At 69.7% G+C, this 19,850-nt stretch carries 27 protein-coding genes and 1 tRNA gene; 2 read left to right on the top strand and 26 right to left on the bottom strand.

Features of this window, described 5'->3' with window-relative positions; translation table 11 throughout:
- Window positions 1-58: 58 nt before the first annotated feature.
- Window positions 59-2,800, top strand: coding sequence for an ATP-binding protein (locus FVE25_RS56685; protein WP_157249720.1), 2,742 nt, complete (start codon window positions 59-61; stop codon window positions 2,798-2,800).
- Here FVE25_RS56685 and FVE25_RS48555 read toward each other — a convergent pair.
- Entirely contained in the window at window positions 2,797-3,192 is a 396-nt protein-coding gene (locus tag FVE25_RS48555; protein ID WP_246267460.1) for a response regulator transcription factor, read from the bottom strand. The two genes, FVE25_RS56685 and FVE25_RS48555, sit on opposite strands and share 4 nt — an antisense overlap.
- Before the next feature lie 117 nt (window positions 3,193-3,309).
- Between FVE25_RS48555 and FVE25_RS48550 the strand changes: the two genes are divergently transcribed.
- Window positions 3,310-3,381, top strand: a tRNA-Arg gene (locus tag FVE25_RS48550).
- A 146-nt stretch (window positions 3,382-3,527) separates the two neighbouring features.
- Here FVE25_RS48550 and FVE25_RS48545 read toward each other — a convergent pair.
- The 25 genes from FVE25_RS48545 to FVE25_RS48425 form a co-directional block, all read right to left on the bottom strand.
- Window positions 3,528-4,892 (bottom strand): tyrosine-type recombinase/integrase, encoded by a 1,365-nt coding sequence (locus FVE25_RS48545; RefSeq protein ID WP_157249719.1) that lies wholly within the window; start codon window positions 4,890-4,892, stop codon window positions 3,528-3,530.
- Window positions 4,893-4,902: 10 nt separating this feature from the next.
- A complete protein-coding gene (locus tag FVE25_RS48540; protein ID WP_157249718.1) occupies window positions 4,903-5,097 on the bottom strand; it encodes a helix-turn-helix transcriptional regulator in 195 nt (64 codons plus the stop codon).
- Between the two features lie 190 nt (window positions 5,098-5,287).
- Window positions 5,288-6,445: a DUF3631 domain-containing protein gene (locus FVE25_RS48535; protein ID WP_157249717.1), complete on the bottom strand. Its 1,158-nt coding sequence runs from the start codon at window positions 6,443-6,445 to the stop codon at window positions 5,288-5,290.
- A gap of 23 nt (window positions 6,446-6,468) precedes the next feature.
- Window positions 6,469-7,284 (bottom strand): bifunctional DNA primase/polymerase, encoded by an 816-nt coding sequence (locus FVE25_RS48530; RefSeq protein ID WP_157249716.1) that lies wholly within the window; start codon window positions 7,282-7,284, stop codon window positions 6,469-6,471.
- Complete coding sequence (locus FVE25_RS48525; protein WP_157249715.1) at window positions 7,281-8,216, bottom strand: hypothetical protein; 936 nt, start codon at window positions 8,214-8,216, stop codon at window positions 7,281-7,283. Before FVE25_RS48525 ends, FVE25_RS48530 begins: the two co-directional genes overlap by 4 nt.
- Entirely contained in the window at window positions 8,213-9,046 is an 834-nt protein-coding gene (locus FVE25_RS48520) for a deazapurine DNA modification protein DpdA family protein (protein ID WP_157249714.1), read from the bottom strand. The genes FVE25_RS48525 and FVE25_RS48520 overlap by 4 nt, the downstream gene beginning before the upstream one ends.
- Window positions 9,033-9,401 carry a hypothetical protein gene (locus FVE25_RS48515; RefSeq protein ID WP_157249713.1) on the bottom strand — a complete coding sequence of 123 codons (369 nt, stop codon included), beginning with the start codon at window positions 9,399-9,401 and terminating at the stop codon, window positions 9,033-9,035. The genes FVE25_RS48520 and FVE25_RS48515 overlap by 14 nt, the downstream gene beginning before the upstream one ends.
- Window positions 9,402-9,489: 88 nt before the next feature.
- The gene (locus FVE25_RS48510) at window positions 9,490-10,104 is read right to left on the bottom strand and encodes a hypothetical protein (RefSeq protein ID WP_157249712.1); all 615 of its coding nucleotides are present in this window, start codon (window positions 10,102-10,104) and stop codon (window positions 9,490-9,492) included.
- A gap of 121 nt (window positions 10,105-10,225) precedes the next feature.
- On the bottom strand, window positions 10,226-10,669 hold the full coding sequence (ssb, locus tag FVE25_RS48505; RefSeq protein ID WP_157249711.1) for a single-stranded DNA-binding protein: 444 nt from the start codon (window positions 10,667-10,669) through the stop codon (window positions 10,226-10,228).
- A gap of 77 nt (window positions 10,670-10,746) precedes the next feature.
- A complete protein-coding gene (locus FVE25_RS48500) occupies window positions 10,747-11,004 on the bottom strand; it encodes a hypothetical protein (RefSeq protein WP_157249710.1) in 258 nt (85 codons plus the stop codon).
- Entirely contained in the window at window positions 11,001-11,690 is a 690-nt protein-coding gene (locus FVE25_RS48495) for a hypothetical protein (protein ID WP_157249709.1), read from the bottom strand. The genes FVE25_RS48500 and FVE25_RS48495 overlap by 4 nt, the downstream gene beginning before the upstream one ends.
- A 284-nt stretch (window positions 11,691-11,974) precedes the next feature.
- Window positions 11,975-12,253 carry a hypothetical protein gene (locus tag FVE25_RS48490; protein WP_157249708.1) on the bottom strand — a complete coding sequence of 93 codons (279 nt, stop codon included), beginning with the start codon at window positions 12,251-12,253 and terminating at the stop codon, window positions 11,975-11,977.
- Between the two features lie 16 nt (window positions 12,254-12,269).
- The gene (locus tag FVE25_RS48485; RefSeq protein ID WP_157249707.1) at window positions 12,270-14,342 is read right to left on the bottom strand and encodes a P-loop NTPase family protein; all 2,073 of its coding nucleotides are present in this window, start codon (window positions 14,340-14,342) and stop codon (window positions 12,270-12,272) included.
- Window positions 14,342-14,740: a hypothetical protein gene (locus FVE25_RS48480; protein WP_157249706.1), complete on the bottom strand. Its 399-nt coding sequence runs from the start codon at window positions 14,738-14,740 to the stop codon at window positions 14,342-14,344. Before FVE25_RS48480 ends, FVE25_RS48485 begins: the two co-directional genes overlap by 1 nt.
- On the bottom strand, window positions 14,737-15,162 hold the full coding sequence (locus tag FVE25_RS48475) for a hypothetical protein (RefSeq protein WP_157249705.1): 426 nt from the start codon (window positions 15,160-15,162) through the stop codon (window positions 14,737-14,739). The genes FVE25_RS48480 and FVE25_RS48475 overlap by 4 nt, the downstream gene beginning before the upstream one ends.
- 6 nt (window positions 15,163-15,168) lie before the next feature.
- A complete protein-coding gene (locus tag FVE25_RS48470; RefSeq protein WP_157249704.1) occupies window positions 15,169-15,432 on the bottom strand; it encodes a hypothetical protein in 264 nt (87 codons plus the stop codon).
- A complete protein-coding gene (locus tag FVE25_RS48465; protein WP_157249703.1) occupies window positions 15,429-15,680 on the bottom strand; it encodes a hypothetical protein in 252 nt (83 codons plus the stop codon). The genes FVE25_RS48470 and FVE25_RS48465 overlap by 4 nt, the downstream gene beginning before the upstream one ends.
- Window positions 15,677-16,990, bottom strand: a complete 1,314-nt coding sequence (locus tag FVE25_RS48460) for a DUF2637 domain-containing protein (protein ID WP_157249702.1) — start codon at window positions 16,988-16,990, stop codon at window positions 15,677-15,679. Before FVE25_RS48460 ends, FVE25_RS48465 begins: the two co-directional genes overlap by 4 nt.
- Window positions 16,990-17,250 (bottom strand): hypothetical protein, encoded by a 261-nt coding sequence (locus FVE25_RS48455; RefSeq protein ID WP_157249701.1) that lies wholly within the window; start codon window positions 17,248-17,250, stop codon window positions 16,990-16,992. The genes FVE25_RS48460 and FVE25_RS48455 overlap by 1 nt, the downstream gene beginning before the upstream one ends.
- Window positions 17,237-17,944, bottom strand: a complete 708-nt coding sequence (locus FVE25_RS48450; RefSeq protein ID WP_157249700.1) for a hypothetical protein — start codon at window positions 17,942-17,944, stop codon at window positions 17,237-17,239. Before FVE25_RS48450 ends, FVE25_RS48455 begins: the two co-directional genes overlap by 14 nt.
- Before the next feature lie 197 nt (window positions 17,945-18,141).
- Complete coding sequence (locus tag FVE25_RS48445; RefSeq protein WP_157249699.1) at window positions 18,142-18,432, bottom strand: hypothetical protein; 291 nt, start codon at window positions 18,430-18,432, stop codon at window positions 18,142-18,144.
- Window positions 18,432-18,803: a WhiB family transcriptional regulator gene (locus FVE25_RS48440; protein WP_157249698.1), complete on the bottom strand. Its 372-nt coding sequence runs from the start codon at window positions 18,801-18,803 to the stop codon at window positions 18,432-18,434. Before FVE25_RS48440 ends, FVE25_RS48445 begins: the two co-directional genes overlap by 1 nt.
- A 104-nt stretch (window positions 18,804-18,907) precedes the next feature.
- Window positions 18,908-19,306 carry a hypothetical protein gene (locus tag FVE25_RS48435; RefSeq protein WP_157249697.1) on the bottom strand — a complete coding sequence of 133 codons (399 nt, stop codon included), beginning with the start codon at window positions 19,304-19,306 and terminating at the stop codon, window positions 18,908-18,910.
- Window positions 19,303-19,476, bottom strand: a complete 174-nt coding sequence (locus FVE25_RS48430) for a hypothetical protein (protein WP_157249696.1) — start codon at window positions 19,474-19,476, stop codon at window positions 19,303-19,305. Before FVE25_RS48430 ends, FVE25_RS48435 begins: the two co-directional genes overlap by 4 nt.
- 203 nt (window positions 19,477-19,679) lie before the next feature.
- Window positions 19,680-19,838, bottom strand: coding sequence for a hypothetical protein (locus tag FVE25_RS48425; RefSeq protein WP_157249695.1), 159 nt, complete (start codon window positions 19,836-19,838; stop codon window positions 19,680-19,682).
- Window positions 19,839-19,850: the final 12 nt, after the last annotated feature.

The following is a 19,850-nucleotide window of genomic DNA, read 5'->3' as shown; positions in this document are numbered from 1 at the left end:
GTGATGGCTAGAGATCGGTGCGATAAATCGCCATTCCTCGACATATAGAGTTGCTGAGGTGAACGGCCTTCTCATCGGGCGCTCGGCTGAGCTGCGGAAACTCCTTCGTGTGCTCGAGATCGCCGGCGACGGCACCGCCGGGGTGGCGCTCCTCGGTGGCGATGCCGGCATCGGCAAGACGCGCCTGGCCTCCGAGCTGGTCGCGCAAGCGCGGGAGCGGGGCTTCAACGTGCTCATCGGGCAGTGCGCCGAGCTTGGCGACGCCCTGCCGTACCTCCCCCTCGCCGACGCACTGCGCGGCGCCGACCCCGCGCTGCGGGCGGCCATCGCCGAGCGGCCCGTGCTCGAGCAGCTCCTGCCCGGTGGGGAGATCGCGCCCTCGACCGGCCTGACGCAGCAGCGGCTGTTCGGGTCGCTGCTGGGGCTGCTGGGGGCGGTGCAGCCTGTCCTGTTCGTCATCGAGGATCTGCATTGGGCAGATCGCTCCACCCGGGACCTGCTGGTCTTCCTCAGCCGCATGCTGCAGACGGAGCGGGTGTGCCTGGTCGGGACATACCGGACGGATGACCTGCATCGGCGGCATCCGCTGCGGTCCGTGCTGGCCGAGCTCAAGCGGCTGCCTTCGGTCACGTCGGTCGAGGTGGGGCCGATGGCGACCGACGAGATCTCCGACTATGTCGCGACTCTGGGTGAGATGGACGGGCGGGAGCTCTGGGAGATCGTCCACCGCGCCGACGGCAACCCCTTCTACGCCGAGGAGCTGTACGCCGCCCTGTCGGAGGGCGAGACGTTCCCCGACGGGCTGGCCAGCCTGCTGATGTCCCGGGTCGAGCTGCTGTCCGAGCCCGGCCAGCGCGTGCTGCGCGCCGCCGCCGTCGCCGGCCGGCGCGTCGAGGACGTGCTGCTGCGCGAGGTCTCCGGCCTCCCTCTCGCCGACTTCGAGGAGGCCGTCCGCGAGATCGTCTCGCGCGGGCTCATGCGCGTCGACGGGTACGGCTATGCGTTCCGGCACGCCCTGCTGCAGGAGACCGTCTATACAGACCTGCTGCCCGGCGAACGTACCCGGCTCCACGCCGCCTTCGCCGCCCTCCTGACCTCACCCGCCGAGCTGGCCCACCACCACCTGGCCGGGCACGACCTGGCCGGCGCGCTGCGCGCCTCCGCCGAGGCCGGCAGGGAGGCCGAACGCCTGGGCGCCCCCGCCGAGGCCCACCGCCACTACGACCAGGCGCTCAGCCTGTGGGAACGCGTTCCCGACGCCGCCGAACTGGCCCGCGAAAGCCGCGGCGACCTCGCCTTCCGCAGCGCGATCATGGCCGCCGACAGCGGCGACAACCACCGCGCCGTGGCCCAGCTCCGCGTCCTGCCGCCCATGTCCCCGGTCTATGAACGCCTGTCCTACTACCTGGCCGAACTGGGCCAGGACGAGGCCGCCGTCCAAGCCGGCGACGCCGCGATCGAAACCGCCACCACCCCCGCCCAACTGGCCCGCGCGCTGGCCACCACGGCCCGCTCCCTCGCCTGGACCGAACGGCACACCGAAGTCGCCCCCCTGGCCCGCCGCGCCCTGGACGTCGCCCGATCCGCCGGCGTGGCCGACGCCGAGATCAGCGCCCTGATCGTCCTCGCCATGCTGTCCGAACTGGAAGGCGACTTCACCGCCGCGTCCGCCAGCTACGAACAGGCCGCCTCCCACAGCTCCGGCGACCTCGCCATGGACCTGCGCGCCCAGTTCGCCCGCGCCCGCCTCCTGTATGAACAGGGAGAGCTCACCCGTGCCGCCACCGTCACGGAATCCGGCATCAGGATGGCGGAGGAAGCCGGGCTGAAGTGGAGCACGTACGGCACCGACCTGCGGTTCCTGCGCTTCCTCATCCACTACGTGGCCGGCGAATGGGACGCCGCCGAACACCTCGCCGCGACCTTCGGCGCCCGGGTCGGCACCCTGCCCGAGGCGATCCTGTCGTCCTTCGCCCTGTTCATCGAGGTGGCCCGCGGCCTGCCCGCCGCCGAATCCCGCCTCGACTGGCTCCGCCCCTTCTGGACCAGCGAACTGGCCACCTACATGTCCCGCGGCATGGCCGCGGAAGACGCCCTCTGGAAGGGCGATCCCGCCACCGCCTGGGAACACGTACAGGCGTGCCTGGCCAAACTCATCCCCGCCGATCCCGGCAACCTGCGCATCTGCGCCACCGGCCTCTGGGCGTTGGCCGAGCTGGGCCGTACCGACGAAGCCGACGACCTCCGCAGGCGCGCCCGCACCGCCGTGGCCGGCCCCGACGGCGGCCGCGGCCCCATGGGCCTGGAAGGCCGCGCCTGGGCCCTGCGCGTGGAAGCGGAGTGGTCCCGCGTGAACGGCCACCACGACGTGCCCCTCTGGCAATCGGTAGTGGAGGCATTCGACTACGGCTTCGTCTACGAAACCGCCCGCTCCCGCTGGCGCCTGGCCGAAGCCCAACTCGCCACCGGCGACCGCGACTCCGCCCAAACCACCTGGACCCTCGCCCGCGACGCCGCGACGGCCCTGAAGGCCACCCCGCTCCTGTCGGCCCTGGACGAATTCGGGCGCCGAGCCCGCTTCACCACACCCACCACAGCAGGCTCACTGACCGCCCGCGAACTGGAAGTCCTCAGCCTGGTAGCCGAAGGACTGACGAACCGGGAGATCGCAGAACGCCTGTTCATCGCCCAGAAGACGGTCAGCGTGCACGTCTCCAACATCCTGGCCAAACTCGACGCCTCCACCCGCACCCAGGCCGCCGCCACCGCCCGCGCCCGCCACCTGATCCCCGGCGCCTAGCCCCCGGGCGTACGCGCCCGAGCAGCCAGATCCCGCACCACCTGAATCAACTCCGCCGGATCGAACGGCTTGGTCAAATAGGCATCGACCCCGATCCCCAAGCCCCGCCGACGATCATCCTCCTGGGCCCGGGCCGTGATCAGCACCACCTTGATGTGGCTGGTTTCCTCCTCAGACCGCAACCGATGCGCCGTAACCCACCCATCCAGACACGGCATCATCACATCCAGGGTGACCACATCGGGCATGACATCCCGAACCCGCTCCAGGCAGTCCTCCCCATCGGTGGCGGTCTCCACCTCGAACCCCTCCAGGGTCAGATTGACCGCGATGAGCTGCCTGATGACCTCGTCATCATCAACCACCAGCACCCTACCCAGAACCTCACCCACGGCCACGAAGCTAACTCCTAGTGGGGTGGTCACGTGCGGTTTTCGATGGATGTGTGCCCGGAGCTTTATCGTGTGCCGAGTGGTGGCGGGATGCTGATAGCCTTGTGACCCGTTGGAGCCCCCTTAGCTCAGGGGATAGAGCACCGGCCTCCGGAGCCGGGTGCGTAGGTTCGAATCCTACAGGGGGCACACCAATCTTGATCAGCTATTTCAGGCGCTGACCAGGGTGAACATATCGGAATCGGGCGGGTCTCCAGTCTCATGGAGTCCCGCCCGTTCTCATTGGCGCTCGCTGGTTGTGGGCCAGCCGTGGGCCAGCGACGGGCCGGGCTAGGTCACGCTTGGAGTGCAGCGGCGATGCGCTGGTTGTTTTGCTCGTCTCGGCCGTCCAGGCATTTGGCGTAGCGCTTGAGCAGTACTCCGACGCTGTTGCCTGCGCGCTCTGCTACCACGGTGGGCTCAACGCCGGCGTTGAGCCATGTGGACAAAGCCGCGTGCCGCAGGTCGTACGGCCGGCCGGCGAGCGGTGAGGCTACCTGCTGCGGCGTCAGGGCGAGGCGTCGCGCTTCTTCCCAGGCGCGCGAGTAGGTGGAGGCGCCGAGTACGCCGCCGCGCTCGTTGCGGAAGAGCCTGCCGTCTTGGGCGGTGCCGAACTCTTCCAGGTGGGCGCGCAGGATGGCCACCAGTTCCGGGGGAATCGGGACGAGTCGAACGGCGCGTTCTTCGCGCTGTTTGAGTCCGCGCTGGTCGTGAACGGTGCCGTTATCGGTCCACTGTTTGCCGCTGCTTGGGCGGGTGATTTCGAGTGTGAGCAGCCCCCATCCCTTCTCTGGTAGATGACAGTCGGACTTTCGGAGTCCAACAGCCTCTGCGGGCCGTACACCTGCGTAGTAGAGCGTGGCGAAGAAGGCGACCAGGCGGCGACCTCGGCCTCGGTGCCAGCTTCCGACGTAGGAGAGGCAGATAAGAAGCTCGTCCGCTTGTCGGGGGTTGATCACGCAGCGACGGTCAACACTGTTGTCTCGCGCGATCTTCTTTTGCTTGACTTGCTCGAGCGGGTTCTCGGACAGTTCGCCCAGATCGATGGCGTAGGCGAGAGCGGTGTTCAGACCTCGGCGGCGCCGGGCTGCGGTATCAGCCGCGGCAGGTCCGCCCTCGCGGGTGAGCGTGAGTTCATCGCATACGCGGCGTGCGACGATGGGGTCGCTCAGCTCATGTACGGCCAGTGTGCCTTTCCGTAGAAGTCGGACGGCGTTTTCTAGTGGCGGCGGCGGAGCCTCGGTGTCTTCTCGTGGGATGAGGGCCCATTGCAGGGCAGCTCTGAGGTTCTTCTTTGGTAGGCCGGCAGCTTCGCCGGTCAGCAGTCCGAAGGTGGCGACGATGAGGCTGTCAACGATGCTCTCCCTGGTTTTTGCGGCGGCCGCCTTCCATCGCATGGCGACGTATTTTCGCGCGAAGTCGTACCAGCTCAGGTTGAGCTTTTCGGGCTTTAGCGTGGACGCGGGGAGCCCGGTAATCGTGTCGAAGGCTTCGCCTTTCTTGGCGGCCTTGAGTAGGTTGGCGCGGAAGTGATCAGCCAGAGCGTGAGTCATGAAGGATTTGGACTTCGGCTCGGTGCCGACCTTCCAACGGAGCTCGTACGGCTTTGCTCGTCCGCTGCGTTGACGGATGTTCCAGATGATGACGTCCAGAGACTCCATGCTGGTCCTCCTAGGCTGCGGATTGTTCGCAGCCGCGGAGCCAGGTCTCTAGGTCGGCGCGGCGGATCTTACGCTTGCCGTTGGGGAGTTTGAGGGACCGGGGGCCACGTCCGGTGTGAAGCCAGCGGTAGAAGGTGGACTTAGGTACGTCGATTTCGTCGAGAACCTCGGCAATAGTGAGCAGGCTTTTCGCACGCGTCGTCATGGTTGTGATGGACCTTCCATGCGGTGTGATCGATGCGGAGCGGGGGCCTCGGCGGGGTGCTTGGCGGCTTGTCGCCGGGGCCTGTTGGCGGGTTGTGAGGGGGGTAGCCGTCCCAGCCGTCCCAGCCTCGTTTTGGCTGGTCAGCCCTGGGACGGCTTTTTGGGTGGGACGGCTTGAGCCGTCCCAGGTTTCAAGCCGTCCCGCGTTGAGCTGGGGAAATGAGGCTGGGACGGCTGGGACGGGTACCCCCCTCGAAGGGGAGCACATCGGCGGTTGGGACGGCTTCGACGGCGGGGCAGTAGCGGGCCCAGGCGTCGAGGAAATCGGCGCGCTGGTAGCCCTTGCCCTGTGGCGCATCTGGGAAGCGGATGTTGCAGGATCGGATGTCGTATTCGCGGAGCAGGGCGCCGAGTTTCATGGCGGTCAGCCCGGTGGGTCCGTAGTCGGCCCACCCTGATTCGGGGTTGGCTTTGAGCCGGTCTAGCAGGGTGGCGGTGGGCAGGGCGGTGTCGGGGCCGAACGCTTGTCGGCAGTCGGTGAGCAGGCGCAAGCCGGTGGAGGGGGTGCCGTTGTCGTCGGCTTCGGCGGTGAGGGCGAGGGCGGCGGCGCGGGCGCGGTCGGGCCAGGTGCCGCCGGCGTGGTCGGCGATGATGACCAGGGGTTCCCAGGTGTCGGCGGCGCGGTCTTCGACGGGCATGGCGGGTTCGGCTTCCTCCAGTCGTTTGAGGTCGGCGCGCAGCCATTGGTTGAGGGCGGTGGCCAGCTCGCGCAGGGGTGGCCGGTCGCGGCGGAAGCGGTAGGGGGCGGTCTTCTCGCCGGGGGCGCGGCGGCGCATGCGCACGATGACGGCGCGGTCTTCGATGGTGTCGGGCATGGCGCCGATGCCGGCGAGGGCGGCCATGGCGAAGGTGGGGATGGACTCCACCCGGTTGGCGTTGGCGTTGTAGCGTTTGGCGGGCCGGTTGCGCTGGTGGCCGGCGTTCAGCAGGCCGCGTAGGTCTTCGTTGCCGTCTGCTTTGGGGCCGAAGATGGTGTCGGCCTCATCGACCAAGATGGTGGGCGGGTCGGCGCCGATGGAGCGGTAGACGGCCGGTGGTGTGGAGTTGACGGTGATGAACGGGTCGTGACAGGTGGCCTCGACGATGTCGAGGAGCCTGCTTTTGCCGCAGCGTTTCTCGGGGCCGCGGATGACCAGGCGGGGTGCGTGGGCCATGGCGGTTTGGGCGTGGCTGGCGGCGATCCACAAGGTGACGGCGTCGGCGACCTCGGGCGAGGGCAGGATCACGTAGCGGGTCAGGGCCTCGCGGAGTTGGTCGAGGAGGGCGGCGCCGTCTGGCGGGTGGTTCATGCGGCTCTCCCCTGGTGTGCGCTTCATGTGGCCCCTTGGCTGGTGCGTAGGGCGTCGGCGGCGGTGCGGTGGGCTTCGTGGGGGTCCAGTCCTTGAGCGGTGATCGCTTCGATGAGGGGGGCGAGGTCGGGCAGGGTGGCGCCGTTTTCCGCGGCGCGGCAGCAGGCCCAGAACAGGCCGCGGTTGCGGTTGCCTTTGGGTTGGGTGGCCAGCCAGCGGGCCAAGCCGGCGACGCCGGCGTCGGGTGCCGTCACTGCGGCCGTTGCGGTCGTTTCTGGGGGGCGGGGGCTGTGGGTGGCGGGCTTGGGTGGAAGCAGGAAGCTACGGATGGCGCTCCAATTGAGTTGGTGTCCTATTGAGGTCGGGCGCGACCGGTGTCGGTAGGGTCGGCCGGCCACGGTGCTGGGTGGGGTGAGCACGTAGCCGCCGGTGGCTTTGAAGTCCAGGAAGTGATCACGCAGCGCGCCGCAGGGCTGGCTGGTTCCGCGGTAGTAGCAGTGCAGGCCGCCGGAGGGAGTGTCTACGACCAGTAGGGGTGGGGGCAGCAGTCCTGCGGCGTGCAGGCGGCGCAGCGCCGGGTAGCCGGTGCCGGCGGGCTTGACATCGACGTCCAGGACGTCGAAGGAGCCGGTTCCGGTGGAGATGGCGAGGTTGGCGTGGGGGCATCGCCGCCACCAAGCCCGCACCAACTCAATGTCGGTGCTGGCGTCGTGGAAGCCGTTGGGAACGAGGTGACCAACGGGCCGCTTGCCGCCCGGAACGCAGGGGAAGACAGCGCGACCCGCCGCGATGTGGTCCAGGGCCGAGGCTACAGCCGCTTGCGTGGTCGAGACGGTCATGCTTCCTTCCTGGTCAGCTCGGTGTCAGCGTTGTGGAGGGGAGGCGTCGTGTGCGCCGGCGGGTGCGACGGCTGGACTTCGGCTGATGCGTCGCGTCCAGCTGGGTGCGACGCGTCGGCCGCGGCCAGGTGCGACGGGTTCGGGGTGGTGGTGAAGGCTGCCCATGCTCGGCTGACGGCGCCGGAGCCGGGAAACAGGTCGTCGAGGCTGTCGCCGGCTTGTGCGCCGAGGAGGTCGAAGACCCAGCGGCAGAACGCGGCCGGTTTGGCGCCGATCACGCGTTCGGGCAGTGTGGTCATTGCGGAGATGCCGTGTACCAGGGAATCGACCCGCCGCGTAGCGCAGGTCCTGCGCGACGGATCGTTCGGCCGGCCCTGGGTGTAGATGACTGGTTCCCAGGCGTTGAGCGGCCAGCGACTGGCGGTGGGGCGTTCACCGCGATGCCAGGCGGCCACGCGTACGCCGGGCGGGCACAGCGCCAGCACCGTGGGAAGGGCGGCGGCCGAGGTGGACAGCGCCCACCCGTCATAGGTGGCCAGGTGGGCGATCAGGGCAGGGTGGTCTACTTCGCCGGCGTAGTCGCGATGCCCGCGATACAAGCGGGCGTTGCCCGGATAGGGCGGATCGGCGTAGGCCAGCCGTAGCGTGCGGCCGGGCGCGACGGCTGGCGTGGTGCCGACCGTGCGTAGGAAGCGGTGGCGTGCTTGCCGGCAGCGCACCGAACAGCACACCGCATCACGCCGGGCGGTGCCGGGGATCGGTTGCTCACACCACGCGCACTGTCGCGCATTCTGACGGGATGCGTCGGCTCGCGCCGCGGTGGAACACGACGCGTTGTGGTCGGTGATGCGTCGCGTTGCGCCGGCGGAATGCGACGCATCACCGGTGAGGTGAGCGGCGGTAGGAACGCTTTCGCGAAGGTCGGTGGTCATGCGGCCTGTCCTTCGGCGAGGAGGTCGAAGAGGTCTTGCTGGTGGGTGGCTGCGTCCAGGTGGGCCAGGACGCGCTCGCGCCAAGCCAGGGCATACGGCAGGCAGTTGGCGCAGTTCTTGTGGGGGTGGCCGGTCAGCGGTGGTTGGCGGCGGGCGGCGTAGCTCCAGGCGAGTGAGTCGGCTGAGGCCAGGTGCTTGCCGTACTGGTTGAGGCCGCCGGTTTTGACGCCGAAACCGTGCAGGCGCAGACCGCGGCCAGCCAGGATGGCGACGATGAACGCGATTTCGGCCGTTGACTGGCGACGGCAGATCGAGCCCAGGCCCACGCGGGGTAGGTCGGCCAGCCGGACGCCGGCTGAGGCGTACAGATCGATGCAGGACAGGTAGTCGGTCAGATGCCAGCCTTGCAGAATCGGGATGAACGGCAGGCCGGGTGCGATCTGGCGTAACAGCAAGTAGTTGGCGACGGTGCGTTCTTGATGCTCGGCCACGCTCAGGCCGGTGCGTTCCAGCATGACCGGCTCGCACATCCAATCTTGGGGCGCGGCGAAGTCCAGGCCGCCGATGGTTTCGGCGTAGGTGGCGACGGCCTCGGCGTAGACAGTTGGCGGGGTGATCCATCGTCCGTGCAGGGCCAGCTCAGTGAAGCCGCCGGAGTCCAGCGCCCAGCGGCAGCGCGCCGCGAGCTGACGGCGGCGCGGCCGGCGGGCGAGTTGGCGGTGGCTGACGAACAGCGGGATATCGACCCGTTCTAGCCAGTGGGGTTGATGGGTGCCGAGGTAGAAGCGGGCGCGCGGCGTGCTTTGGCTGGTCAGGTCAATGCCCCCCATGGGACGTCGTCCTTCGCTCGGGTTGCCACTGTCCGGTGCCGTGGCAGTGGTGGCACTGCCAGATGCGGTAGAGCGCGGCGCCGTGGTGGGTGAGGGCGTCCAACGGGGTAGTCGGGTGCACGATCAGGGACAGGCCGGCCCAGCCGAGCCGAACCGCGATCAACGGCGCCGCGACCGGGGCCGCGGCTGCTGCCACGGGCAGGGTTCCGTAGCCGGCGATACGGACGGCGTGCCCAGGCCGCAGATCGGTCGCACGCGCCGCAGTGCGCAGTGCGAGCGGGGCGGTGGCGGGGGGTTGGGGCGGTAGCGGGGTGTGGTGGTGGCGGGTCTGGTTGCCGGGGTGGGTGGCTGTCATGCTGGGGTCGCCTTTCGCTGTGATCGGAAGGGCGCGGCCTCGGCGGGGTGCTTGGTGGCTTGTCGCCGAGGCCGCATCCGGCGCCTGTTCATGCGCTTCGGCCGGCGGCGATCTGTTCGACCACGGCCAGTACGGCGTGCGTGAGCGCGGTCAGCGTGTCGCAGATCTCAGCGACGTCCAAGGAAAGGGCCGGTTCGTTCGACAATCGGGTGGGGCTCAGGACCGCGGTTGCGAGTTCGTAGTGGGTGGGCGGCGGGTCCGGCTGCTCGTCGTCGTTCCAGGGGTCGTGCATGAGGGCTTTGCCGATGGCGGCCAGGAGGTCGTCATCGGTGGTCAGCTCGCGCCATTCGGGGCCGAAGTCGGTGCTGAGGCGGGCGCGCCAGATCGGGGTGGCGGCGGTGCCGGTCAGGATGCGCAGGTGGCCGCGCTGGTTTTGCACCCAGACGCGGCGGGTGAGTTCTCTGCCGTCGTCGTCGCTGTCCGAGACGAGGTCGGCGATGAGCGCTGAGACGGACTCGGCGGCGTCAGCGCAGATGCCGCCCACGGGGGTGAGGTCGATGCGGGTCAGGACCTCGCGCAGCTCACCGCCGAGGCGGGCGAGGATGGCCATGTCCTGGTCATGGTGGTGCTGCTGGCGGCGGCGGTAGGCGTCCAGTGCCGCGGCCAGCGGGTGATCGTCGCCGAGGTGACGAGTGGCTGTCATGGCAGGTCCGTTCCTAAAAGGGTCGAGGGATGGGAGAGGGCGGGGCGGGAGGAGCGGGAGGGGTCGCGGCCTCGGCAGGGGTGCTTGGCCGGCTTGTCGCCGAGGCCGAGTCGGTGTGGGGTCAGAACGGCGGCTCGTCGTTGGCCCACGGGTCGCCGGGTCCGACATCAAACCCGCGGGCGTGGTTGTTGTTGCCGGTGCGGGCTGCCTTGTGGGGTTGGGCGGTGGCGAACTTCAGGGAGGGGCCGATGTCCTCGACGGTCATCTCGGTGACGGTGCGGCGCTCGCCCTCGCCGGTTTCGTAGGTGCGGGTGCGCACGCGTCCCGAGGCGATGACGCGTGTGCCCTTGGTGAGGGATTCGGCGGCGTGTTCGCCGAGGTCGCGCCAGGCGCTGCAGGGCATGAACAGGGCATCGCCCTCTTCCCACTGCTCTACCTGTTTGTTGTAGCGGCGTTCGCTGGAGGCGATGGTGAAGCTCGCCACCGCCGCGCCGGTCTGGGTGTAGTGCATCTGGGGGTCGTCGGTCAGGTTGCCGATGATGGTCATCACGGTGGCGCCGGACATGGGGCGGCGTCCTTTCAGAAGGTGGGCCGGTCAGGGGCCTTGCTTTCGTAGGTCGCGAGGGTCTGCCATGCCGGTGGTTAGCGAACGTTGAGCAGCCGGGCGCCCAGCCGCAGCCGGTGGCCGCTGCCGTCGCAGTTCGGGCAGATGCCGAAGGAGTGGGCGTAGATGCGGCTGCGGCGCGCGCCGGTGCCGTTGCAGCGGCGGCAGTAGACGTAGGGGTGGCGTTTGAGGCTGTAGCGGTAGCCGAGTACCAGCCCGGCGACCACGAGGCCGACGATGGTGGCGGTGGTGGCGATGAGGGCGAGGAGGTCGAAGACGGATGATGCGCCGGTCATGACTGCACCTGCAGGTGGCTGGGCAGGGCGTAGCGGTAGCCGAGGCTGGTGAGCGCGGCCAGGGCGGTGGGCGCCTGGCCGGCGTTGCGGCGAGCGCAGGGGTCACAGTGCAGGTCGCCGTAGCTGTTGACCCAGATGGTTGCGCCCTGCGGCGGGGGGTTGCCGCAACTCAGGCAGGGGTCGCAGCCGTAGCGGCCGGCGGTGCGTGGCGGCCCGTACAGGTGGGGGTAGCCGCCGGTGTTCCAGGCCAGGTAGGGGCCGGGGGTGATGTCGAGGTGGCCGTGCCGCTGGAGGTGGGTGAGGGTGTCGGGATGTGTGCCGGCCTCGCCGTACAGGCTGGCCAGGGGCAGCGCGCGATCGGGTGCGAGGCCGTAGGCGTACAGGTGGCGCAGGGCGCGGTAGCAGGCGTCCAGCGTGGTGGCGGCCCTTTGGCCGGGGCGGGTGAGGTGGATGCGCAGTTTGCGGGGGTTGCGGGCGGTGATGACGACGCTCGGCACCGGGCGGGCGTTGTCGCCGTGCATGTGGCCGGCGATGTGGCCGGCGTCGGCCAGCACGATCAGGTCCGCGGGGATGGCCTGGCACATGTCGTGAAGCACGTCGGCCCGGATGCCGGCCCGGCTGGTGCCGTGGGCGGCCAGGTAGGTCAGCACGCGCCATTGGGCGGGGTTGAGTGTGAGTGGGTTCATGGTCAGGGTCCTTCCGGACTGCTGGACGGGGGTTGCGGGCAGGCTTACGCGCGGCTGCGCGTGGGATGCGGGCCGCGAAAGTTTTCGATCTTGCAGGTGGGGCCACGACAGGGGCCACGGCCGTCGAGCGAGGGGGCCGAGGGAGGGCCACGACGGGGGGCCACGCGGGGGCCACGGTGGGGGCCACGGGGCGTGGCCCTGGCTTTGACCTGTATATCCCTCCCCCAGCCCCCGCCCGTGGCCCCAACGAGGGGGCCACGAGATCATGAAAGGGGGTGCCGGCGTTAGGCGGGTGGGAGCGCGCGCCGGCGCGGCGTACGGCGTGGTGGCCGGGCGCCTTGGTTGTCGATGCGTTCGGCGCGGACCTGTTCGGGCCGCTCGGCGCTCGCGGGGCGGGTGGTGGCGTTGACGTCGAAGACGATGCGCCCACCGCCGCCGCGATGGTGTAGCCGGGTGGGGTCGCCGGCGGTCAGGGCAGGTGCGGAGTTGATGAGGTGCAACAGCAGGGTGACGACCTGTTCGACATGGTGGAGGTCGTCACCCATGACACGGACTTGGGGCATGCGCTCTCCTGCTCTGCTAGGGCAGTTCGGGACGGGCAGGCATGGTGTAGCGGTTGCGGTCGTCGTCGTAGGGGCCGATGACGTCGGCTGCGGACAGGCGCTTGAGCTGCTTCTGGAACCAGGCGCGGGAGATATCGGTGGTGTCCCAGATGGTTTTGAAGTCGCCGGTGCCGACATCACGGGCGCCGCCGTCCCACAGCTCGTGCAGGCGTTGCATCAGTACGGCGCCGCGCTGCTCGGGGGTCATGGTCTGGGCGGGCGGGGCGAAGGTCAGCGGCGGCTCGCCCTCGGGGAAGTCGGTGATCTCATCGTCGAGGCCGGCCGATACCTGCGGGTCGGGGTCGTCACTGGTCAGATACTCCGCGGCGACGTTGCGCACCTCCTCATCGTCGTCATCGGTGTCGGTGTCGGTGTCGGTGTTGGTGTCGGCGGTCGGGCTGTTGATGGCGGGCAGCGGCGTGGGGCTGGCCAGCGCTTCGGCGGCCAGGCGCGACAGGGCCGCGGTCATCGCATCCACCTTCTTGTGGATGGCGGGGAAGGCCGCGGCGTGCGCGCGCATCTGTGCGTTGGCCATCTCGTCGTCGAACTGGCCGGTGGGGGTGAGTCCCCAGGCGTAGGTGCGCAGGGGCATGGCGATGCGCTCCTCGGGGATGGACGGGGCGTCCAGGTAGGCCATGCCGGGCTGCTTGTTGTCCCACAGTTCGGGCCGGCAGCCGGCGTCTTGCTGGGCCTCGGTCAGGCCGAAGCTGGCATCGCCGGGCGAGTCCACACCGAAGCACATCTTGGCGAGCTGGCCGCGGGCGATGGTGGGCATCTGGGTCCAGTCCGAGCGCTGCAGCGACAGCACGACGGTGCCGCCGGCGGAGCGGATGGCCTTGATCAGCGAAAGGAATTGGTCTTGCTGCTTGTCGGTGAGGGCGTCGTAGATGTCGGGGAACTCCTCCAGCCATAGCACCCAATACGTGAGACCGCAGCCCTCGACCCACTTCTGCAGGCCCTTGCCGGCCAGCAGATCGGTGCGCGGCTTGATCTTCTCGAACATCTGCGAGATGAGGGCGCGGGCGCCGTCTTTACTGGTCTCCAACCGGTGCAGGGCGGCCTTGAGCGGGCCGAGGGTCTGTTCTCCCTTGGTGATGTCGACGGCGAACACCGCCACGTCGCGGCGGGTGACGATCTCGGCCAGGAAGTTCCAGGCGCCGCCGATGGACTTGCCCGAGCCGGTCTTACCCATGAACTGCAGGTGGTGACCGATGATGATGTATTCGACGTCGTCGAGGTCTTGCCACAGGCCGGGGCGCAGCGGTTCGGCGATGCTGACGCCGACGCGGGAGGGGCCGGGCCAGGCGATCGGATGCTTCATCACCCGCGCATCGGAGATGATCACCTTGGCCTTGCTGGCGTCGTCTGGATCGATCGCGGTGGTGATCGATCCGGGCGGCAGGCCGATGCCAGACTCGATGTAGGGCACCTTCTTTTGCAAGTCGTCGGCGATCTGCCGGCCTTCCGCCATCTGTACTTCGCCGGTCACCTTGTGCGCGGTGGCCTGGATGGTGCGCGCCTGTACGGCGGGCATGCCGGCCTTTTCGGCGCCGCGGTTGAACAAGAACGCCAGCGGGTCGGCGACGGCCGCGTTGACGTCGATGTTCTTGACGCGGATGACGGTGCGGATGTTGAACGACAGCGCGAACGCCACCCCACCGATCAAGATGGCGCGGCCGGTCACGGTCGAGGTGGGGCCGTCGATGGTGGCCGCGCACACCCACAACCCGGCGGCCAGCGTGGTCAGCGTGGTGTGGGCACGGCCGGTGAGGCTGCGGGCGTGCGACTGCTTCCACGTGTACGCGGTCAGCACCAGCACGCACGTGATGATCGCAGCGGTGGTCCAGGCGCTGACCTGCGGGTCATCGCTGGCCAGGGTGACGTGGAAGACGAAGCCGAGACCGAACAGCAGCAAGCCGACCAGCCAGGGCGGGAAGTACAGCAGCGCCTTGGAAACCTCGCGGGTGGCCACCTGCTCCCACGAGGAGGAGTCTGGGGTGGCGGGCAGCACCGCGGGCGGCTGCGATGTGGTGGATGCGGGGCGGGGCATCAGGTGTCCTCATTCCAGTTGAACTCCGAGCGCCGCTTGTCCGGTTTGGCCTGCGGCAGCATGTCCACGAACTCCTTGCGGAACTGGGCGTGGAACTTCACCAGCTCCACCCCGGCGCCCTTTTGCAGTTCGGCGGCGCGCTGCAGGCGCTTGACCACGCGCCGGGCGCGCAGCTTGACGTCCGGGGCGCCGAACACGGCCAGCACCGGGTGCCCCTTGAAACTGCGGACGAGCACCGCATACAGCTCATCGCTGCCCACGGCGAACTCCTCGGCCAGATCGCGGGCGAGCTGACGGCCCACCTGGGCGTAGCGGGTGATCGCCGAAGGGCCTTGCCAGGGGATGGCCGACAGCTCGGGAATCCGGCTGCGGCCGGGCTTGGCGGGCTGATCGCTCATGACGTTCCTTCCGTCCGGCGCCTCTCGGCAGGCGAATCAGGAGCAAGGTCGGGGTTGGGCTTGGGGGTGGGGGGTGTGCGGGTGGCCGCGCGCAGCAGCGCGGCCACGTAGCCGAGGCGGCGGGTGCCCAGCCAGGCCGAGATCAGCGCATCCGCAGCGCCGAACACCAACCCGGCAACCCGCCAGGCGCCGGCCAGCCACGGCCGGCACAGCCAGGCCAGCAGGGCGGCGCCGATGAGCCAGCGCCAGCCGTCGAACGCCTCAGCCGTCAGTAGCCAGCGCGCCACCACCAGCGCGAACACCGCCACCAGCGCACGGCCGGCCAGCCGCACCCCACGGGCGAACATCGAGGTAGAGGCGGCGAGGGCGCGGGGCGGTGGGGCGTCGGTGATCACGTAGACGGGAGGTTCGGTGTCGGTCATCACCCGTCACCGCCCCCGCCGTACAGTCGTGCGGCCGGTACGGCGCCGCGTCATGGCGGGCTTGCCGGCCAACCGGGCAGCGACCAGGGCCAGCCACCCGCGCACCGGCGGACCGGCCACCAGACCGGCGACCGCGCCTGACAGCCATAGCGCAAGCTCACGCGGCCACGGCGTCATGGTGGCCACCAACAGGCCGGTTGCGACCGACAGCGCGGCCACCGTGAACAGTGCGCCTACCAGCGCTTCGGTGAGGGTGCGGCGCCGGCTCATCGCGGCCCCCGCTCGGACAGGTCCTCCCGCAGCCGACGCCCGGCACTGGCGTTGTCGATGTTGCGGCGGATCTCGTGATACCTGCGGCACAGCTTCCACACCGCGGCCAGGAACAGCGTGACACACAGCATGACGGCCATCGGGTCGTCGTTCGCGGCCATGTGGACGACCCATCCGGCGAAGCTGATCAGTGCCGCTACCGGGAAAAGCGTCCAAACATCAGGCTTGGAGGCTTGGCGACGGCTCATCTGCTCACCTCCTGGGTGAGTTCCTTCTTGAGCGCCGCGGCGGTCCTGGGGGCGCACCGCAGCGTCTTGCGGATGTCTTCGGCGGTGGATTGCGCGGTGAGCACTCCGCGCCCGATCAACCGCTGCAGGATCGTGCGATGCTCGGCGATCGATCGACGGGGAGCCCGATCGCTATCACCTCCCACGGGCTCGATCGATGCCCGTACGGGTCGATCGATCGACGCGGGCCGCCGCTTGGGCGATCGACGGGCGCCAGGATCGATGCGAACCACGTCGATCGACACGGCGGGCACCACCGGGGATGCTGTCGCCGGGGTGGGCGTGCCGGGGCGGTCGGGGATGATGATCGGGATCGCTCGTCCGAGCACCAACCCGCCCACCATGGACAGCCGTCCCGCCTTGACCGCTTGGCGATCCTTGCGGGCTTGACGGCGGATGATGCGGCGGGCGAGGCGGCGTTCGGGTCGGGATGCGTCGGGGCCGAGGCCGTAGCGGTCGATCCAGGCCGCCAGCCACGCCTCGTCCGCGCGGCAGGCCGGGCCGCGGGCGGCCAGGATGCCGGCGGCCTGCCAGGACAGGCGCGGGTAGCGCAGCCGCCGCCACAACACCGTGCGCAGTTCGGCCAGCGACCGGCCGGCGTTGCGCTGGCGGCGGGCCATCACGGTCAACTCCCACAGCCCGACCCCCAGCAGCGAGGCCAGACCGCGCACGATGCCGACCTGCAACCCGTCCGCACCGAACTCCGCACCGGTGATGCCGTGCCACAGGTTCATGGACGCGGCCATCAGCGCCAGCAGCCACGTCCACAGACGGAGTCGGCCGGTCGGCCGGTCAGCCTGCACCGCCTTGTGGGTCAGCCAGGCCAGATACCAGGCGCTGCCCTCCAGCGCGACCGGCACCGCCGCAGCCAGCGCCCCCAAACGCATGACGGCCTGACCGAACTGCAGTTGGCCATCCCAGGCAATGGCGATCGGAGCGCCCATCGCGACCCCACCGACCAGCAACGGCGCCCACTCGCCCACGGCGCCGGCGACGGCCTCGATGGTGTGCCGGCGCCGCTGGCGGCCTTCCCTGCGGCGCCGCTCACGCTCGGCGCGACGTTCCCGCCGCGCCCTGGCTTGCGTCTCCAGGCGGCGCGTGCGGGCCTGGTCGGCGTGCTCATCCTGCTGCGCCTGCAACGCCAGGCGCTGCGTCTGGACGCGCAGCATCGTCTCGGCGCGCGTTGCCTCGGCTTCAGCCAGCCGGGTTTCCGCGTCGGCCGCTGCCACCGTACGAGCGGCTTTGGCGTCCCAATAGGAGGAGGTGGTCATCAGGGTGCCACCCCCACATCCCAGGCAAACCAGTGCTGGTCGCCGGTGTTGACAGCCTGCCGGTAGGCGTCGTTCTCCCCATACGCCTCATAGGTGTAGGGGCGGCCGGCCGCGTCGGTGGCGGACCGGGTGATGATTGGGCAATCGGTGAGGATGCGGAGCATCTGATCGATGACCCACATCTTGTGATGGCTTCCGTCGAACCGGCCGCACTCGACGGCTATCTCGATGGCCTTGCCGATGCGTTCAGTCGTGTTCATGCGGCGCTCCCTTCAACGCAGTCAAGGCAGGCGCCCACGCGGCGCGGCAGCGCGTAGCCGCCGACGTCACGTGAACAGTGCGGTCAGGCGCGGCCGGCGGCGTTGGCAGGCACGCCTGCAGCAGGCGCGCAGCGAAGTAGCGGACGGTGTCGGTGAGAATCGGGTCGGCCAGCAGGCCCAGCCACCAGTCGGGCGCGGTGCCGGCGGCCAGGCCCATGGCCTGGCACAGATCGGCGAAGCTGCCGGCTCGAACGCGCGCCGGCACGCCGTAGGCGACGGTCAACAGCGCGCTCAGACCGCCCCGATCGTGGCAGCCGCGGATGTCCAGGAACCGGTCGCCGGGGGTGATCACCCCGGCGTGCGTCCACTCCCAGCTGCTCTCCCGCTGCCGTTCCACCAGCCCGTACGGCCAGCCGCTGGCCTCGTGCAGGGCCGCGGCCAGCAGCCAGCAATACCCCCAGGCGAAGAACTCCTCAGCGTCGTCGTTGATCACGCCAGGGTTCAACACCACGCGGGACAGGCCGCGGCGGGTGGTCGGTCGGGACGCGATGAACTCCACCGCCACCTGCTCATACGGGCGGCCCTCGGCGACCTTGGCCAGCGTGGGATACGCGCCGGCGTCGGGCAGCCGCAGCGGGCGCCGGTCGCAGTCGGACGCCGGTTCTCGGCAGCGTGTGGAGGTGTGCGACGGCATTTCGGTTCACCTGCCCTTCCGGGCGGCCGGGTGCTTAGGCTTGACCAGCGCGCCGCCGGGCACACAGGTGAAGGTGTGGGTGGCGCTGGCATGAAACGGGCCGTGGAAGCCGGTCCGGACACAGTCCATCTCCGGGTGGCCATCGGCCGGCACGAACGTGATCCGACAGGCCGGGCGGGCAGGGCGGGGGCTCGACATCACGCCGCCTTCTGGCGTGCAGCCGCGTGCTGGGCGCGGAGCTTGTCGGCAGCCTCGGCGGCCAGGGCGGACAACCGCTGCATGGCGGCGATCTCGGCTTCCAGGTCAGCGCTGGCCAGGCCGAGGCAGAACCACGCGGGGGCCTGCGACAGGGTCAGATACAGCGCGTTCGGGTCGCTACTGCTGGTCTGCAGGCTCATCTCGTCGGCGCGCGGGTGGTGGATGCTGACGACGGCGTTGACTCGACTGTGGCGCCGCGGCTCGGTGGTGTGGGTCGGTGTGCTGGGCATCAGGCCACCTCCAGGGGTGATGTGCTGGCGGCGCTTTCGGGGGCGGTGAGGGCGGCGATGTCCGCGGGGGTCAATCCCGCCAGCACGCCCTCGGCGGGGCGGGCGTCCAGGGCGTAGAACAAGCACGAGACGCGTACCGGGCAGTCGGCGCACACCTCGCGGGCCACCTGCTCCCGCGCCGCGCGCTCTTCGGCCGGTTCCTCGGTGAAGGCGTCGGGGCCGGTGTGCAGTTCGGGGTCGAACCTGCAGGCCGCCTCATCGGCCAGATGCCGCGGCAGGCCCTCGGTCAGTGCGGCCAGCAGGGACAGGAGGGCGCGCTCACGCGCCGGCGTCCGCGCCCGCCGGGCAGGTACGGACAGGTCGTCGGTCATGATGGGGGCTACTCCTTCTACGGGAGTGGAGGGGGCGGCCTGCAGTCTTGGCCGATCAACGGCCGCCCCCAGTCGGGGATGGGTGAACAGGTCGCAGCGGAACCTCAGCCGGGGCAGTCGCGCTCGGGCAGGCCGTAGCGGGCTAGGAACCGCCGATAGATGCGCAGCGCGCCGGCGTCATCCACATCGCCGGCACCTTTGCCGGCGCTGGTGAGGGTGGCGAAACCGCGCTCGGTTTCGTACCGCTGGTCGATCATGTAGCGGCCGGGCGTTTCAAGGCTGTCGATGTACAGCGCGACACTGTGGCCGAACCAGACGATCAGCCGGGCCGTCTCGCCGTAGGCCATCGACGCGATGACCTCCAAGCACTCGCCGGACAGCCCGATACGGACGTCGGCCGGGTGGCCCAGGGCGATGAGCTGATCACGCAGACCGGCGAGGGCATCCACACGCGCCTGATGCTGCCTACGCTGCTCTGCGGAAACCCGTGGCAGCGCCATCACCGGCGCTCCTGGCCGCGGACGGGCATCGTCCTGGCCAGCTCGCGGTCGTAGGCGTCACGGGCGCGCGGGTCCTCCGCGCCCCAGTCCGGTTGCTGGTAGCGGCGCGCGGCGTCCCTGGTCAGCCGCGCCTGTGCTCTGTCGTATGCCTGGTCATGCGGGGTTTGTGCCATGCTGGAGGTCTCCTGCTCATTGGAGCCGGCGGCGCGCTCTGCTCTTGGTCGGGTCGGGCGCGCCGGCACCGGCGAACGGCATGGAACGAAACGTGGTTCTGTTTCCTTTGATCGGGGATGCGCCCTGAAGGGCGGCCCCGGTCGTCTCCGCCCAGGCCGCGCACATCGGGTGCCTGCCCAGCCGGGCATCGAAGGGGGGCGGGTCAAGCGGCGGGGTTCACCTCGACGTAGACCCGGACGCTGGACTGGGCGGGGGCCGCAGAGAACAGCCCCTTGACGTCGGTGATGGAGAACGTCTCGTGCAAGGTCATTACGGCGTCGGCGACCTCGGCGGGCGCGCCGATCAGACGAATGGACAGCATCAGTACTCCCAA

The organism is Nonomuraea typhae, from assembly GCF_009760925.1.
Taxonomy (GTDB): Bacteria; Actinomycetota; Actinomycetes; order Streptosporangiales; family Streptosporangiaceae; genus Nonomuraea; species Nonomuraea typhae.
Note: the sequence above shows the minus strand (reverse complement) of the source record. Positions and strands in the feature narration are given on the sequence as shown.